Genomic DNA, 15,175 nt, shown 5'->3' on the forward strand with positions numbered 1-15,175 from the left:
GAAAATACCGGGTAAAAAACTAGCGCCGTCTTTGACCTATGGCAACACCAGTAAAAGTGGCATTAAGATGGATACCATTGATATGCTCACCGTAGGTATTAAAACCTACCAAGGGATAGCCAGCCAACATATCAGAGACATTGCCCAATTGCTGACAGGCATTGCTTTCCAGCAGACGGAAGATACAGTCAAACCCCAGAATTAGCTGCTGATCGCCCAACTCATATTCGATCTGGTCCAATAGTTTTTTCAGCTCTTCGCCAATATCCAGATGGCGGTTCTTGCGTAACACTATGCCGCGCTCTACCGCACAGTAGAAGGTTAAACTGCCATCTTCATTTGCCCGCTGTACAGCCCGAACAAAACCTTCACCCGCAATTCTGACACTCAGGGTATGTTGAGCGCACAGTGAAGGAGTAAGCTGGTCTGGCCGACAACCGATGGCTCTGGCATATACTTCTGCAGCGGGTTCAGCATTCAATTCATAAACCCTGCGATGCTCGCTATCCACCTCAGTGGCGACAAATACCTCATCGCTCTCTTCTACGTGTTTTTGTGAAAACACCATAAAGGGGAAGACTGTATTAACCATCATCAATACGGCAGCATTGGGATAACATCGTCCTTCATAAACCACCTGGGTATTGGCAAAATCTAAGTCATCACCCGCAGAGCCTCCCAACAAAGGAATACTGCCAAAAGCTGCATTTAGAGTATTAAGTACAATCTCTTCATGCTCAGACATCCCATCCAGCAGCGCCAGCACAAAAGTATGGCCTTTCATCGGGGCTTTTTGATGCTGCTGACAGCGCTGCATCATACTGTTCATCAACTGTTGTGCCGAATTGAAGCTAAAGCTATCCAGGTCTTCAATCAACGCTGTTTCCACGGCAAAACCGGAGCGGGTAAAACCCACGGCACAGACACTGCCCTGCAGATAACCCAAAGGGGAAATCTCACCAGCAGTAGTACAACCGACAATATCCTGATCTGGCAGTTGCTGCTCCAAAGCTTGAGCAAAGCGATTAATATCCTGCTGAGCAGAACAGAAGAACAGTACCCAACCGAGATCATCATGACGTAACTGATCTGCCAGCTCCTGAGCACAGGCCTCAGCATCTTTTAACTGAGAGACAGCAGTCAATACAGCAGCATTATTGTCAACACAATTATTGACCGCATTGCTGCTGTCAGAAGATAGATCCGTAAGATCTGAAAGGGCGGCTTGCGCCTGAAACATGGTAGCTCCTTGCCCGCTTACTGGCTCCAGTCCAACAATGTTTGGTCGTTCAGTGCCACCGGTTAGCGGATGTGCATAGTCGAAAACAGAGTCTGGATTGGTTACTGCTGCGGAATGGCCATACAGAGCTGTTTTTATAGTCTTTGTCACGCTCGGTCACCATTGTTCAAAAAGTGCAATTCATTACCTCCCTATGATGCAGTTTTAGCGACAAAATTCGATACACCTTTTTACTACGACCATAAGTGGTTAGATATAGTCCCGAAGTACTATATTGGCACACCACCTCTGCTGCCTACCATTGTTAATGCCTGAGAGGCGATTAACAACCTCTTCCGGGCCATTAACAACAACAATGTAAATCCGGTTATTTTACCTGCCGGATACAACTCGAGGTACCGACTATGTGGAAGAAACCAAGCTATAAAGATCTGCGCATTGGCTTTGAAGTAACTATGTACTTCAGCCACCGCTAAGCCCGGAATTCTCTGACGATCAGAGGTTTTCAAGAAGCGTCTGATCCGTCAGGCGCTTTTGCGTTTCAGACCAGATCATTCTTATACAACGATCACCTATACACTTTCTCGGGGCCTCACCATGCATATTCGAGTTTTAGGTTCAGCAGCCGGTGGCGGCTTTCCACAATGGAACTGTAACTGCCCAAACTGCACCGGTTTACGTCAGGGTACCATTAATGCGACAGCCCGTACCCAATCTTCAATCGCCATCAGTGCTGATGGAGAAAACTGGCTGCTGTTTAACGCTTCTCCAGATATTCGTGCTCAACTGGATTCTTTTGGCCCTTTGCAACCTAATCGTAAAGTCAGAGACACCGGCGTATCAGCGGTGCTGCCGATCGATAGCCAAATCGACCACACCACAGGCCTGCTAATGCTGCGGGAAGGTTGTCCGCACACGGTTTATTGCACCGATATGGTGTTTCAGGATCTGACCAAAGGTTTCCCTATCTTCCCCATGCTGGAAGCCTGGAATGGCGGCCTGCAGCGTCGTCCTATTCCTCTCTACGGCGAACACTTCTATGTCCCTGAAGTACCGGGCATTCGCCTGCAGGCAGTGTCTCTGAGTAGTAAAGCACCACCTTATTCACCGCACCGTCATGATCCTCACCCAGGTGACAATATTGGCGTACTAATCACAGATACCAATACCGGTGGCAAGCTGTTTTATGCCCCAGGTCTGGGAGAGATCGAAGAGCACTTATTGCCACTGATTGATCAAGCCGATTGCTTACTGGTCGATGGCACCCTATGGCAGGATGATGAACTGATCGAACTGATGGGTGCAGATAAGCGTGGTAGCGATATCGGTCACCTGCCACAGATGGGCGATCCGGAAAACGGCGTACCTGGCATGATCGATTTCCTGTCTCAGTACCCGGAAAAACGCCGCGTACTGATCCATATCAACAACACCAATCCAATTCTGGTTGAGGACTCACCGGAACGGGGCCAGCTGGATGCCGCCGGTATCGAAGTCGCCTTCGATGGTATGGATATACATCTATAAGAGCATCTCCAATATAGGAGTATCGCTAAGCGCTGCGACTATAAGAGCGGCGTCTGAAAATAACAGCTCGATTGGCAGAGCTCTATTTACAGAACTAAAAGCACTGATTTATCGACAGTGTCCGCTTCTGGAGGGGATCGGGTTCTGTCGAAAGCTCCTGACTAGAAACACTATTCAGGATAGCGCTCAACATCAGCTACAAACTACTTTCGGTCCGCTAACGACCATTCGCTTACAAAAACAATAATGGAGCCCGATTATGAGCCACCAACAAGCCACTGAAGTTATGCCTTGGAGTCGTGAAGAGTTCGAACAGCGCCTGCGCGCCAAAGGCGATCTGTACCATATTCATCACCCTTACCATATTGCCATGCATAAGGGTGAATGCACGCCAGAGCAGATCCGCGCCTGGGTTGCCAACCGCTTCTACTATCAGGTCAGTATTCCGGTAAAAGATGCTGCTATTATGGCCAATTGTCATGATCAGGAAGTACGTCGCCACTGGATTCAGCGCATTATCGACCATGATGGCCGTGAGGGCTCAGAAGGTGGCATCGAGGCCTGGCTACGCCTGGGCGAAGCTGTGGGCCTGACTCGTGAAGAGCTACTGGATCACCGCCATGTACTGCCAACGGTACGTTTTGCCGTAGATGCCTATGTCAACTTTGCCCGCAAAGCCACCTGGCAGGAAGCCGCGTGTTCTTCTCTGACAGAGATGTTTGCTCCGACTATTCACCAGTCCCGGCTGGATACCTGGCCAGAGAACTATCCGTGGATTGAGCAGGAAGGCCTGCAGTATTTCCACAACCGTCTAAGTGAAGCCCGTCGTGACGTTGTACACGGCATCCAGATCACACTGGAGCACTTTACCACCCGCGCGGAACAGGAGAGAGCCCTGAATATCCTACAATTTAAACTGGATGTGCTTTGGAGTTTACTGGATGGCCTGTCTATGGCCCATGAGCTGAATCGACCTCCATTCCATACTGTGACCGACCAGCCGACTTATCACCGCCGCCTGGTTTAACAAAACAGGTTTAATAAAACCGATTTAACACAGCGGTCAGTGAAAGGTATTCCGACATAAGGATGCCTTTCACCGTCCAAGGTAAATCAATCTCTCTGGCCATATCTCCTACATCCAAGAAGCATGGGCCAAGGGAAACCCGTTAAGAGGTCACTATGAAAACCGTCGTTACAGAAACTCCTGAAAACCAGACCAGAGATAAAGTTGAAGAGCCGCTGCTCCAGCAAGTGCCTGAGATCAATCGCCTGTTTCGCTTTCAATGGGAAGCCAGCTCCAACAATCATGTACTGCTTTATCCTGAAGGCATGGTGCAACTGAATGAGAGTGCTGGTGCGATTCTCACCCATGTGGATGGCACTAAAACCATCGCTGAGATTATCAGCCAACTGAAACAACAATTTCCTGAAGCAGACGCTAGCCTGGACCAGGATGTGATCGACTTTTTTACCGAGGCTCACCATGAACTGCATTGGATCGAATTTGCCTGAAGGCATCGGCCAGCCGTTATGGTTGCTGGCTGAACTCACCTACCGTTGCCCCCTGCAATGCCCCTACTGCTCTAATCCCCTGAACTATGATCAGCAAAAAGATGAGCTGACCACCGAGCAGTGGATCGAAGTGTTCCGCCAATCCCGCGCCTTAGGTGCTGCTCAACTGGGCTTCTCCGGTGGTGAACCGCTATTGCGCGATGATCTGGAAGAACTGATCAAAGCCGCACGGGAGATGGGCTATTACACCAACCTGATCACCTCCGGTATGGGCCTGACCTTTGAACGTATGCAGGCCTTCAAAGAAGCTGGACTGGATCATATTCAGGTCAGCTTTCAGGCCAGTGACGCTGAGATGAATGACTATCTGTCGGGCAACAAGCGCTCCTTCAAAGAAAAACTGGAAGTCGCCCGTACCGTGAAACAGCTGGGTTATCCCATGGTGTTTAACTGTGTCATTCATCGGGAAAATATCGACCAGATCGATAAGATTATCGAGCTATCTATTGAGCTGGAGTCTGATTATGTCGAGCTGGCTACTTCTCAATATTACGGCTGGGCATTAAAAAACCGTGATCACCTGCTGCCATCGAAGGCACAGCTCGTAGAGGCTGAGTCCATCACCAATCGCTACCGGGAACAGATCAAGGGTAAAATCCGCACCAAGCTGATCTTTGTGGTGCCCGATTACTACGAAGAGCGCCCTAAGGGCTGCATGAACGGTTGGGGCAATCTGTTTTTGACGATTACACCGGATGGCACCGCTCTACCGTGCCATAGCGCCCGTGAGCTACCTATCGAATTTCCCAACGTAGTTGATGAGACCATAGAGACTATCTGGTATCGCTCAAACGGTTTTAACCACTTCCGTGGCTACGAGTGGATGACGGAACCCTGCCGTTCCTGCGATGAGAAAGAGAAAGACTTTGGCGGCTGTCGTTGTCAGGCCTTCCTGTTGACCGGTGATGCTAATAATGCTGATCCAGTGTGTGCCAAGTCACCTCATCATCATCTGATTACCGATGCCCGTGACAATGCCAACACCGCTCAACCGGCGAAAGAGCCTATGATCTATCGCAACCGTAAAAACTCTCAAAAGCTGATTGCTGTCGGTTAGTCACGAGCCGACCGCAATAGTGAACAATGAGCGCGATCTACTCATGATAAAAACAGAAGCCGAACGATGCGTAGATGAGTTGACTCAAGCTCAGTCGCTAGAATCTCAGACGCTAAAAAATCGGACAATACAAACGTCCCAGCGCTTGAAACCCGAACAAGTGGTACAGGCCCAAGCCCAGGTCAGCTTCCCCCGCAGTCATCTGCGGGGCAGCTTCTGGCTCAAACATGACCCGGAAAAGAATCCACTGACCCAGCTGTTAACCCGTCAAAATGGTGTCATCAGGTCACTGCTACCCAGTGATATGGGAGTACGATCCAAGGTTCATGAGTACGGTGGCGTGCCTTATACGGTAACGGATTCCGGTATCTACTGGGTGGATGAAAATAGCCAGCAGCTGCAGTTTGCCCCTTGGCTACAAGACTCCCTGTTACAAAAAACGAAGTCACAAGACTCAAATATCAAGACACCAGCTACCCAGCTGGATCTTAACCAGCTGCAACAGATCAGTGACAGAAACCACTGCCGATACGGCGAACCGGTACAACACCCAAACCGGCCTTATCTTGTTGCCATCGAAGAGGAACATCCGGCACACCATCCCTCTAAAGCTCATCAGGTCATTAATCGTTTAGTGGCTTTTAATCTGATTGATCAACAAAGGTATGTGCTGGCAGAAGGCGCTGATTTTTATTCCAGCCCCTGTTTTGATCAAACTGGGCAGCAAATCGCCTGGATCGAGTGGAGCCACCCGGATCAACCCTGGACCAGTACTCGGTTAAAACAAGCGCAATGGCCTGGATCATCCCGATTACACCAACAGGAAAAACAGCCCGAACAAAAAGCCTGTGAATCGGCCTATGATGCAGCTGCGATACGACTGAATAGCCAGCAGGTCTTTCCCAAATTTAAAACCCATATTGCCTCAGTTCAGCAACCGAGCTTTGATGCTTTGGGGCGACTTTTGTTTATCAGCGATCACCAAGGCTACTGGAATTTATACCAGGCTGATCACACGCATAGAATCAGCTGCCTGTATGAGATACAAGCAGACTGCGGCTCCGCTCCCTGGCAGCTTGGCAATCAACACTATCAGTACCGCATTCTAAAAGATAACAGACAGTGGTTGAGTATCTGCGTCAGCCAAAAAGGTCGCTGGCAGTTACATCATTTATCGGCTGCAGAGGGGGAAGTGCTAGCGCCGTGCAATAAGCAGGTCCTAAACGGTTTTTCAGATTACTGCCACTTTTCACAGCTAAACCTCATCCCGACTCCAGGCAGTGACGAATACCAACTATTGGTACAAGTGGCCTCAGAGCAGCAAGCTCTTTCGATTGTAGAAGCCCGCTTTAATCCTGAGCGTCCAACAGAAAGCGTGTTATTTCAGTATCTGGATAATGGGTACCGTATTGCCGAGGCTGTCACAGCGGAAGCCATTCACCTGAAACTTCCTGAGCATGATGTTCATGGCTTGTTTTATCCCAACCCTGAAATAGCTGCTGCCCCCCTGTTCATTAATGTTCATGGTGGCCCAACGTCCTGTGCTTTCCCTGGTTTACAGTTACCTATTCAGTTCTGGATACAGCAAGGTTTCAGCGTATTGGATCTTAACCATAGAGGAAGCACCGGCTATGGACGCCGTTACCGGGCAGCGTTGTTTCGACAGTGGGGTGAAGCTGACCTGGAAGATGCCCGTCTAATGGTACACTGGCTGGATAAAAACAGCCGTATTGATGCCGACAAAGTCGTTATCAGAGGGCAAAGCGCAGGAGGATACAGTGCCTTGCGGGCCGCGTCCCTGGGCTATTTCACCGCAGCAGTCAGCTTATATGGTATCAGTGATCTGCAACGTCTCGCCAACAGCACTCACAAGTTTGAATCCCATTATCTGAACTGGTTGATTGGCGACCCTAATAGTGATGCCATGACCTATCAGCTGCGTTCACCCTTGTTCAGTTTAAGTAAACGAGATCATCTACCCGACCTATTACTCTTTCAGGGGGCTAAAGACCCCATAGTGCCTGCCGATCAAATGAAACACTTTGCGAAACACTACCGCAGTCTGGGCCATCACTGTGAAAGTGTTATTTATGATGATGAAGCCCATGGTTTCAGGCAGTACAACAACCGTTTACACCAACTCGAAACTGAACTGGCATTTTATCGCAGCCAAGGAATTTTATCTGATGTTGAGACATGAATACCGGGATCATACCAAACTCTCACTTCCGATCAGGCTTGATAACAGCGATGATGGACGCTGCCGGATTGTCGCAACAGTGGCTTGCGGCAGTGCCCATGAGCCAGAAAGCTGGCCTGGCCTCGCTCACCTACTGGAACATAGCTTGTTCCTTGGTAGTCAATCCCATCATCACACATATGAAGCAGGAGAGATCCAGGCCCAACTGCTGAAGATGGGGGGTATAATCAACGCCAGCACTCAGTTGTTTCATACCAGCTATATGCTGGAATGTCCTGAAGAGCAGCTATCGCTCTGTATCGAGTTACTGAGTCAGTTGCTGTTCTGCCCTAGCTTTAAAGCAGATAAAGTTATTGGTGAACTGGATATCATCGAGGCGGAATATCTCGCCCGCTGTGGTGATGGCGAACAGCAGATACAGGCGGTGCTTCAGACGCTCAGCACTTCGGGCCACCCTTATCATCGCTTCTGCGCCGGTAACAAAAACACCTTGGCTCATAATGACCCTGAGCTGCTATGTATTCTGCACCGTTTTTATCAGCATTATTATGCCCCGGAAAATATAACGCTTTGGGTTGAAGCTCCTAAAGCGCTACACAACCTGATTGAAAATAGCCTGCCGCTGTCTATGCTTGAGCATTATCAGGAAACCAAGGCCCTTCATCTTGAATCTATTTTGCCTTGTGACCGCTCTATTCAGTTCAATATGCCGGACATTCCTGATCCAACTCTATCCTGGCCTGATAGAGATCAACGGCTTGCCATCAATACCGCCCCTGCCGGATATGAGTGGTGTTGGCACCTACCCAGCTTGCTGCTACCCGCTATTAATCAGCTCTGCCTGCCGACAGGTTTCCATCAGCGCTTACGCATGCTGGACCCCGAACAGCTGATTCTGTCCATTCATTACAGTGTTGATCAGCAGCTCAGTGAGCGGGATATGCAGGAACAACTGAGTTATCTGTGCCAAACACTGGCATGTAATCCGGAAAATACCGATTCGCCTCTACAACAAGGCGTACAGAAAGCCCTCTACCATCATTACAGACTGCCTATTGTAGCAGGCGATATTCTAAGCCACTCTTTATTGAAACAGCTCAAGCGCACGCCTGGATTAAGTGTGATAAAACACCCGGGGCTAGCTGATCCCAAGAGCCAGAAAACTGAGTTTTTCCCCACACACTACCAGACCGGCTTTTCTTTTACCCAGACACTCAAAGTCGACCAAGAATCAGCGCTTATGCCTTACCGTCAGCTGCATATGGCACTGATGGCTATGGATAAACACTCGCTACAGCAAAGCTCAGAAAACGGGCCCATTGCGGTTGATAACAATGACCCCTTTAATCAAAGCGCCCTTATCTGGTTACCTGCCAAGGCTCTGTCTGCACAACAGACGACCCCCTTGATCGAAAAACAGCTGTGCCATAGCTATATCTGGCAACTACAACAGCATGCTTATCAGAGTCTGCGCCTTGAAAAGAAAATGGGCTATATCGTTCATCTGGGCTATCAGGAAGTGCAGCACCAACCCGGCGTTCTCTTGCTGATACAAGGTGAACGTCGATTCAATGGGCAGGTATTATTACAGGCCCTGAATACGTTCCTCACGACACACCTTAGCCAGACAATTGCTCTGCCCGATAGCAATAACCCACTATGGCAGAGCTACTGCCAATATCACGACATTGCATCTGATCTTTCACTTTTACCCGAAAGACACTACCAGCCCGACTGGAATATAGAGCTCTATAGTCGCTAAACACACCTGCTATAACAGCAGAGAACCGCCTACCGATTCCTTACCTCCTATCTGCAACAGCTGCTGTCGTAGTCTTTTTATCTTTACCTCTTGACTAAACGGCAGCATCTGGCAGGCACCCCTTGCTATACCGGAAAAATTTTGCCTTCAAAGCGGCACTCACCTGCCGCCATAAACATAAGAAAATGACTAATTAACAACAAGTTAGATGTATTTTCAAGTGCTTTGTAAAGATCCTGTAAAGAGGATGAAAATACAGAGTAAAGGCTCTGTAAAGCGACTCATAAAGGAATAAGCTTTGCTCTGAGAGATGTGCTTACGCTGTTTTTATACATTACCAAACAGCCTATTTCGGCACGGATTACAGCCACTTTTATGTCGCCGTAAAACCGATGCAAAACAGCGCTGTTTGGGGATTTAATAACGAAAAGGAGTTACACAATGAATATCTCTGGAGTACAGCAATCCAGTTTTCAGTCTGGTCAAATGAGAATGCCAGGACCACCACCCAGCGCAGAGGATCGCGTTGATCGTATCATGCAGGGAATTGAGGACGGTGAAATCGATGTCAGCGAACTGCAGGAACGACTGACTCATGACTTCGGCGATGCAGCAGAAGGCATTATCTCAGAGGATGGCACTGTTGATACCGAAGCACTCACTGAACTGTTTGCTAACAACCAGCCTCAAGGTGGGCCGCCACCACAGGGCGAAGGTGGTATGCCACCACCTCCACCACCAAGCGATGAACAGAAAGCCAACTTTGAAGCCAATCTGGTCGATCTGCTGGGCGAAGATACCGTGTCTGAGCTAAAAGATAATGAAGGACGCATCGATTTTTCAGCCCTGATCGAGACACTACAGGACTATCAGATGGATAGCCCTGTCGGTAGCTTGTTCAGCGCAGAAGCCTGAGTCAGCTTCCTATGGTGTAGTTCATAACACCAAATAACGATCAGTCTGTGTTTGAACTGCTCTGGGCACAGACTGATCTCTAACGGCTTACCATTAATTACCCTGTCGCTTTCTCAATTGAAAAACAGTATAGTGCCGTTAATACTGAATCAATCAGTACTCACTCACACATAACCAGAAGAGGAATTTTGATGATAGTTGCAAAGTATAGTCAGGCAGGCTGTAAGTCACAGAACGGTTCTATTATCTAACCGCTTTAGCCAGATTGAGCTAAACCAGCCACACGTTCTTACGACTTTCGTTACATCCTGCCCGGCCCGTTATCAGCCGGGATTTTGGTATGCCTATCAAAAATCCCACTTAGCAGATACTTCCTGCATTTCTTTAGTTAATCCGCTAGAGAGGCGCTACTGAAGTATCGATACGACATGCTTTGCTTTTGGGATCATTACAATGTCTTCTTTTTCTCTTCAATCTCTGGGTTGGAACCACTTTTTTCAGCAACAACTGAGCTTTGAGCAACTGGAACAGTACCTACCTTTTCGGGTCAGCCAGGTCCATCGTAGCCAACTGGAATGTTTAGGTTTTGGCTTAGAAGGCCTGCAAAAACTGGAACTACCACTGTACTTTTGGCGCGATGAAATGCCAGAACAACGCCCTACCGTTGGAGACTGGTTACTGATTAATCGGCACTCATTAAGCGAGAAACAGGTTTCGCAGTTACTCCTACAGCCCATTCAGCGATTAGAGCGTAAAAGCCTGATTAAACGGATGCGGGCTGGCATTAGCTCTGAGATTCAACTGATTGCCGCTAATATCGATACACTTTTGATTGTTACCTCCTGTAATGAAGAGTTCAGCATCAATAGAGTTGAGCGCTATTTGGCCTTAGCCGCTGAAGCAGAGATACACCCCGTTGTCATACTGACCAAAGCTGATCTCACTGATCAAGCCGAGGAGTTTCGCCAACAGCTGTATCACAGCCATCCTCATCTTATAGTTGAAACAGTCAATGCAACGGACCCGGCACAACTCGACGCCCTGCGTCTGTGGTGTGGCAACGGCCAAAGTCTGGCGCTAGTTGGCTCCTCCGGGGTAGGCAAGTCCACGCTGACGAATAGCCTTATGGGACAACAAGATCAGTTAACTCAAGGGATTCGGGAAGCTGATAGCAAGGGACGCCATACCACGACCAGTCGTTCACTACACTGGTTGGCTGACGGCGGTGTTTTACTGGATACACCAGGCATGCGTGAGCTACAACTGGTGGATAGTGAAACAGGTATCAGGCAAACCTTCTCTGAAATTGAACAACGGGCTAAACAGTGCCGTTTTCAGGATTGCCAGCACCAGGGGGAACCCTGCTGTAAGGTCATTGAAGCGGTTGAGCAAGGAATACTGGACAGCCGTCAACTGGAGAACTATCACAAGCTAATGACAGAACAAGCTAGAAACAGTGAAAGCCTGACAGAAAAACGCAGCAAAGACAGAGCGCTGGGTCGCTTTTATCAAAGTGCTAAGAAAAGCTCGCGCTTGCACAAAAAGGGCTTTTAGATAATAACCTTTAGAAGGATGACTTATCTAAAATAGACCCGAAAGAGAAAGCCTCCGGTTTCCTGGAAACGGGAGGCTTTTCCACATTTGAAACAGCACTTAACATCAAAACGACTGCAATTCAGAGCTTATTTCTTCCAATTGCCCCAAGGATCCGAAGCCCCTGTACGATCGGACGTGTTTGGCGATTCAGAGTTTTCACCTGATGGAGCCCTATTATCAGATCCAGAGTCTTTCCTGGTCGCCTGTTCCCATGGACTGGTTGGTTTTGTAGATGACGACTTTGCCGTATCAGTTGATCGCTTAGACCAAATGCCCTGCCCCCCACTGCCACCATCATGGCTTACGTGGCGACTACGACGATTTCGAGAATAACTACCGCTTCGCTGATCATTACCACGATCGGAGCTGGCACGACGTCCACCGCTTTTATCAAACTCTACGGCTCTCTTTTCACGCTCTTTACGCAAGTGCTCTGCGTCTTCAAGGCTTAACCTGGCCGGTTCACCCGGAATCTGGCCATCGGGCACAATACGGTCTCTTGGCGGTAGCACCTGCTGTGATGGAGATGCTTTAGGTAGGTTTTTAAACTTGTACATATAGAAGGCTTCAACCTTCTCACGGGCCCAGTCCGTTTTCTTCAGAAACTTCACACTGGATTCAATGCTCGGTTTGGTTTTAAAACAGTTGATGTTCAGATAGGCATATAGAATGTCAAAGCCATAATGATCCACCATTTCGATCAACAAGTCTTTTAAGCCAACGCCGTGCAGAGGGTTATTCTTGTAGTTGATCTCATCATTCATGATCATATCCTGGCAAAGTGGAGAAATGAGCATTATACCTGTCAATACGACATGAGATAGCCTTAATCTCTCGTCACCCTAACAGCCACTGAAAATCTAAAAAGTCATAACAGCCTCCTGAGCGCTCAGCACTGCTAATGTTGCTTCGCTTAGAGCCAGTTTCATCAAAGCAGTCCAATTTCCGCCCTCACCTTACAATCAGCAATATTTCGTCGAGTTTCTCAGCTAATTCGCTACACGATATCAACCAAATGCTCACAATTGCCTCAAATTCTGCAGTCATGATGAATCTCATATGACCCGTCGATTAATAAAAGTACAAAGACAGTCTGCTCAAGACCTGGATCATATGCAGTGAAACAAAGCTATTTCCACTCATTAAGAGGCGATGTTTTAACTGCTTAACCATCTATCCGTTGAGAGTGTTTGAAAGGTGATCCTATGATTTCACAGAACATGTTTAAAGCAGTAAAAGCCTGCGCTTTTGCCAGCTTACTCCCCAGCCTGTTGTTATCCAGCACTCAGGTTCAGGCCCAGCTCGGTGAAGCGCCTAAACGCCTGATCGCAATAACTCATTCAGCTACCGAAGTACGCCTATCCTGGCTCGCGCCGGAAGAGAGTTCAGACATTAAGGGTTATCAAATCTTCCGAGATGGCCAACCTCTGGCTCAGACCAGCGAAACCTTCTTTATTGACGCCTCGGCCCAGCCCAACACACGTCACAATTACTCAGTTCAGGCATTTGATCAGGATAATAACACCGGTGAAATCTCCAATACTGACAGCGTCAGAACACTGAGCAATAACAACAACGATGGTATGCGCAACGGTTCCGCTTCTACCGGTGGTCAAATCAGCCTGCAAGAAACATGTGGCTCCCGCTCCATTGATAATGTTTTGGTCGATAACCTTGATGGCTGTCTGAGTGCGGTCATCGAACAGCGTTCCTTGCAGAGCAGTTTAGGTGACACTCGCGCCTACGTCGCTCGTCTACGTCGACAAGAAGATACTGCGATGATCAATCTGGGTATGAAACTGTTCCACAGTAAATCCCTGAGCCAGAATGACGACACATCCTGCTCCTCCTGCCACCATCCGGCACTGAGTTGTGGTGGTGATGATCTGTCCATGCCTATTGGCGTCAATGCCAGTATTCCTGATCTGCTAGGCCTGGGTCGTACTGATGGTAATACCATGCCTTTAGTCGGTCGCCATGCACCCCATATCTGTAACTCAGCACTCTGGACCAATAGTATGTTCTGGGATCAGAGAATCCGCCTGAGACAAGATAACCGGAATATCCCTCAAGGTCAGGTGACTACGGCGGATATCAGAACCCCTGAAAGGGATGTGACCCGTATCGTCAATCAGGACATTAATAGTACGGATCCACTTCGCTTACTGATTGCTCAGGCTCACTTCCCGGTTACAGCCACAGCAGAGATGGGTGACAGTAGTGACTTTGCCAGCAATCAGGAATATCGCGAGCATATTGCCAGTAAACTGCAACCGCTCTGGGGAGATGAGTTTGCGGCAGCCTTTGGCTCGGATGAGGTGAACTTTACCCGTATAGCCCAAGCAATTGCTGCCTATGAAGCCTCTTTCCTGTTTATCAATAATCCATTCTTTGATTATATCGACGGTAATAGCAATAGCCTGACAAATGACGCAAAGCGTGGTGCAGTGTTGTTTTATACTCAAGCGGGTTGTTCAGGGTGTCACTCTGGCACCTTCTTCTCTCAGGAAAGAGTCCGTGGACCTCTGTATCCACAGATCGGAGTTAATGGTGCTAACGATGGTAATGAGCAAGGTCACTTTCGAATTCCAAGTCTGTTAAATGTAGAAATTACAGCGCCATATGGCGATAAGGGTGTATTCCAAACCCTGGAACGCGTTATTCAACACTACTCTGATGTCAATCAGTCCCTGTCAGATTTCTATGCTAATAACGAAACCTGCAGCCTGCCTCAATTCCAACATCTGACCGAGGAAGAGTGTCGCGACATTGCCCGTGACGGTGAAGCCCGTGTACTGGCATTGCTATCCCAGCAGCAGCCACTACAACCTGGTGAAAACCGTAGAAGACCTGTGCCGCCTCAGGGTAACGACGGCCCTCGTGGTCAGGGTAACCCCGATGACCAGAATCCACCGCAAGGTCCTGATGGTCAACCAGGTCCTGACAGTCTGGACCCACAACTTGCTGACCAAGATGGACAAAGAGATCAGAATATTCGCCGTCGCTTCAGCCAACAGGAGATCTCTTATCTGGCCGCCTTCCTACGTAGCCTGACCGACAAGGAAGCTAAAGCAGGGTCGAATGAGATTCAGGCACTGACGCCGGTAAGGGATGGCGGCCCGGATGGTAACCAGCTGGATGCTATTGACCGAGATGGTAACGCCCTGTAGCCCATCAGATACACCATCTTAAAAGTATATGTAGTACCTTTTTAAAGGTACGACCAAGCCCCTCCCAATAAGTCGATCTATGATTGAGTTGTTGGGAGGTTTTGTCCTGTGTAATTCTCTGTAAAAACAAGAC

12 protein-coding genes are annotated in these 15,175 nt (G+C 48.6%); 10 read left to right on the top strand and 2 right to left on the bottom strand.

Features of this window, described 5'->3' with window-relative positions:
* Positions 1 to 19: 19 nt before the first annotated feature.
* On the bottom strand, positions 20 to 1,390 hold the full coding sequence (gene nosP / locus H579_RS0101860; protein WP_211224646.1) for a nitric oxide-sensing protein NosP: 1,371 nt from the start codon (positions 1,388 to 1,390) through the stop codon (positions 20 to 22).
* A 254-nt stretch (positions 1,391 to 1,644) separates the two neighbouring features.
* On the opposite strand from nosP, the gene pqqA reads away from it, so the two are divergent.
* From pqqA to rsgA, 9 genes are all read left to right on the top strand, one after another.
* A complete protein-coding gene (gene pqqA / locus H579_RS30030) occupies positions 1,645 to 1,716 on the top strand; it encodes a pyrroloquinoline quinone precursor peptide PqqA (protein ID WP_084623842.1) in 72 nt (23 codons plus the stop codon).
* A gap of 121 nt (positions 1,717 to 1,837) precedes the next feature.
* On the top strand, positions 1,838 to 2,767 hold the full coding sequence (gene pqqB, locus H579_RS0101865) for a pyrroloquinoline quinone biosynthesis protein PqqB (RefSeq protein WP_028299247.1): 930 nt from the start codon (positions 1,838 to 1,840) through the stop codon (positions 2,765 to 2,767).
* Between the two features lie 259 nt (positions 2,768 to 3,026).
* Entirely contained in the window at positions 3,027 to 3,794 is a 768-nt protein-coding gene (gene pqqC / locus H579_RS0101870) for a pyrroloquinoline-quinone synthase PqqC (protein WP_084623817.1), read from the top strand.
* Positions 3,795 to 3,949: 155 nt separating this feature from the next.
* Complete coding sequence (pqqD, locus tag H579_RS0101875; RefSeq protein WP_084623819.1) at positions 3,950 to 4,282, top strand: pyrroloquinoline quinone biosynthesis peptide chaperone PqqD; 333 nt, start codon at positions 3,950 to 3,952, stop codon at positions 4,280 to 4,282.
* A complete protein-coding gene (pqqE, locus tag H579_RS0101880) occupies positions 4,254 to 5,399 on the top strand; it encodes a pyrroloquinoline quinone biosynthesis protein PqqE (RefSeq protein ID WP_028299250.1) in 1,146 nt (381 codons plus the stop codon). Before pqqD ends, pqqE begins: the two co-directional genes overlap by 29 nt.
* Before the next feature lie 145 nt (positions 5,400 to 5,544).
* Positions 5,545 to 7,599 carry an alpha/beta hydrolase family protein gene (locus H579_RS0101885; RefSeq protein WP_028299251.1) on the top strand — a complete coding sequence of 685 codons (2,055 nt, stop codon included), beginning with the start codon at positions 5,545 to 5,547 and terminating at the stop codon, positions 7,597 to 7,599.
* Entirely contained in the window at positions 7,586 to 9,361 is a 1,776-nt protein-coding gene (locus H579_RS0101890) for an insulinase family protein (RefSeq protein ID WP_028299252.1), read from the top strand. Before H579_RS0101885 ends, H579_RS0101890 begins: the two co-directional genes overlap by 14 nt.
* A 441-nt stretch (positions 9,362 to 9,802) precedes the next feature.
* Positions 9,803 to 10,276: a hypothetical protein gene (locus H579_RS0101895; RefSeq protein ID WP_028299253.1), complete on the top strand. Its 474-nt coding sequence runs from the start codon at positions 9,803 to 9,805 to the stop codon at positions 10,274 to 10,276.
* A gap of 453 nt (positions 10,277 to 10,729) precedes the next feature.
* The gene (rsgA, locus tag H579_RS0101900) at positions 10,730 to 11,830 is read left to right on the top strand and encodes a ribosome small subunit-dependent GTPase A (RefSeq protein ID WP_028299254.1); all 1,101 of its coding nucleotides are present in this window, start codon (positions 10,730 to 10,732) and stop codon (positions 11,828 to 11,830) included.
* Positions 11,831 to 11,958: 128 nt separating this feature from the next.
* On the opposite strand, the gene H579_RS0101905 is transcribed toward rsgA, so the two are convergent.
* Positions 11,959 to 12,636 carry a VF530 family protein gene (locus tag H579_RS0101905; protein WP_028299255.1) on the bottom strand — a complete coding sequence of 226 codons (678 nt, stop codon included), beginning with the start codon at positions 12,634 to 12,636 and terminating at the stop codon, positions 11,959 to 11,961.
* Between the two features lie 441 nt (positions 12,637 to 13,077).
* On the opposite strand from H579_RS0101905, the gene H579_RS27535 reads away from it, so the two are divergent.
* Positions 13,078 to 15,042, top strand: a complete 1,965-nt coding sequence (locus H579_RS27535; RefSeq protein WP_051227224.1) for a cytochrome-c peroxidase — start codon at positions 13,078 to 13,080, stop codon at positions 15,040 to 15,042.
* Positions 15,043 to 15,175: the final 133 nt, after the last annotated feature.

It is taken from the genome of Oceanospirillum beijerinckii DSM 7166 (assembly GCF_000422425.1).
Lineage (GTDB): Bacteria > Pseudomonadota > Gammaproteobacteria > Pseudomonadales > Halomonadaceae > Oceanospirillum > Oceanospirillum beijerinckii.

Excerpts from the sequence above, each read along its gene's own strand:
- pqqB (WP_028299247.1), top strand. The coding sequence starts at position 1,838 with ATGCATATTCGAGTTTTAGGTTCAGCAGCCGGTGGCGGCTTTCCACAA.
- pqqC (WP_084623817.1), top strand. The coding sequence starts at position 3,027 with ATGAGCCACCAACAAGCCACTGAAGTTATGCCTTGGAGTCGTGAAGAG.
- pqqD (WP_084623819.1), top strand. The coding sequence starts at position 3,950 with ATGAAAACCGTCGTTACAGAAACTCCTGAAAACCAGACCAGAGATAAA.
- pqqE (WP_028299250.1), top strand. The coding sequence starts at position 4,254 with ATGAACTGCATTGGATCGAATTTGCCTGAAGGCATCGGCCAGCCGTTA.
- H579_RS0101890 (WP_028299252.1), top strand. The coding sequence starts at position 7,586 with ATGTTGAGACATGAATACCGGGATCATACCAAACTCTCACTTCCGATC.
- H579_RS0101895 (WP_028299253.1), top strand. The coding sequence starts at position 9,803 with ATGAATATCTCTGGAGTACAGCAATCCAGTTTTCAGTCTGGTCAAATG.
- rsgA (WP_028299254.1), top strand. The coding sequence starts at position 10,730 with ATGTCTTCTTTTTCTCTTCAATCTCTGGGTTGGAACCACTTTTTTCAG.
- H579_RS0101905 (WP_028299255.1), bottom strand. The coding sequence starts at position 12,636 with ATGAATGATGAGATCAACTACAAGAATAACCCTCTGCACGGCGTTGGC.
- H579_RS27535 (WP_051227224.1), top strand. The coding sequence starts at position 13,078 with ATGATTTCACAGAACATGTTTAAAGCAGTAAAAGCCTGCGCTTTTGCC.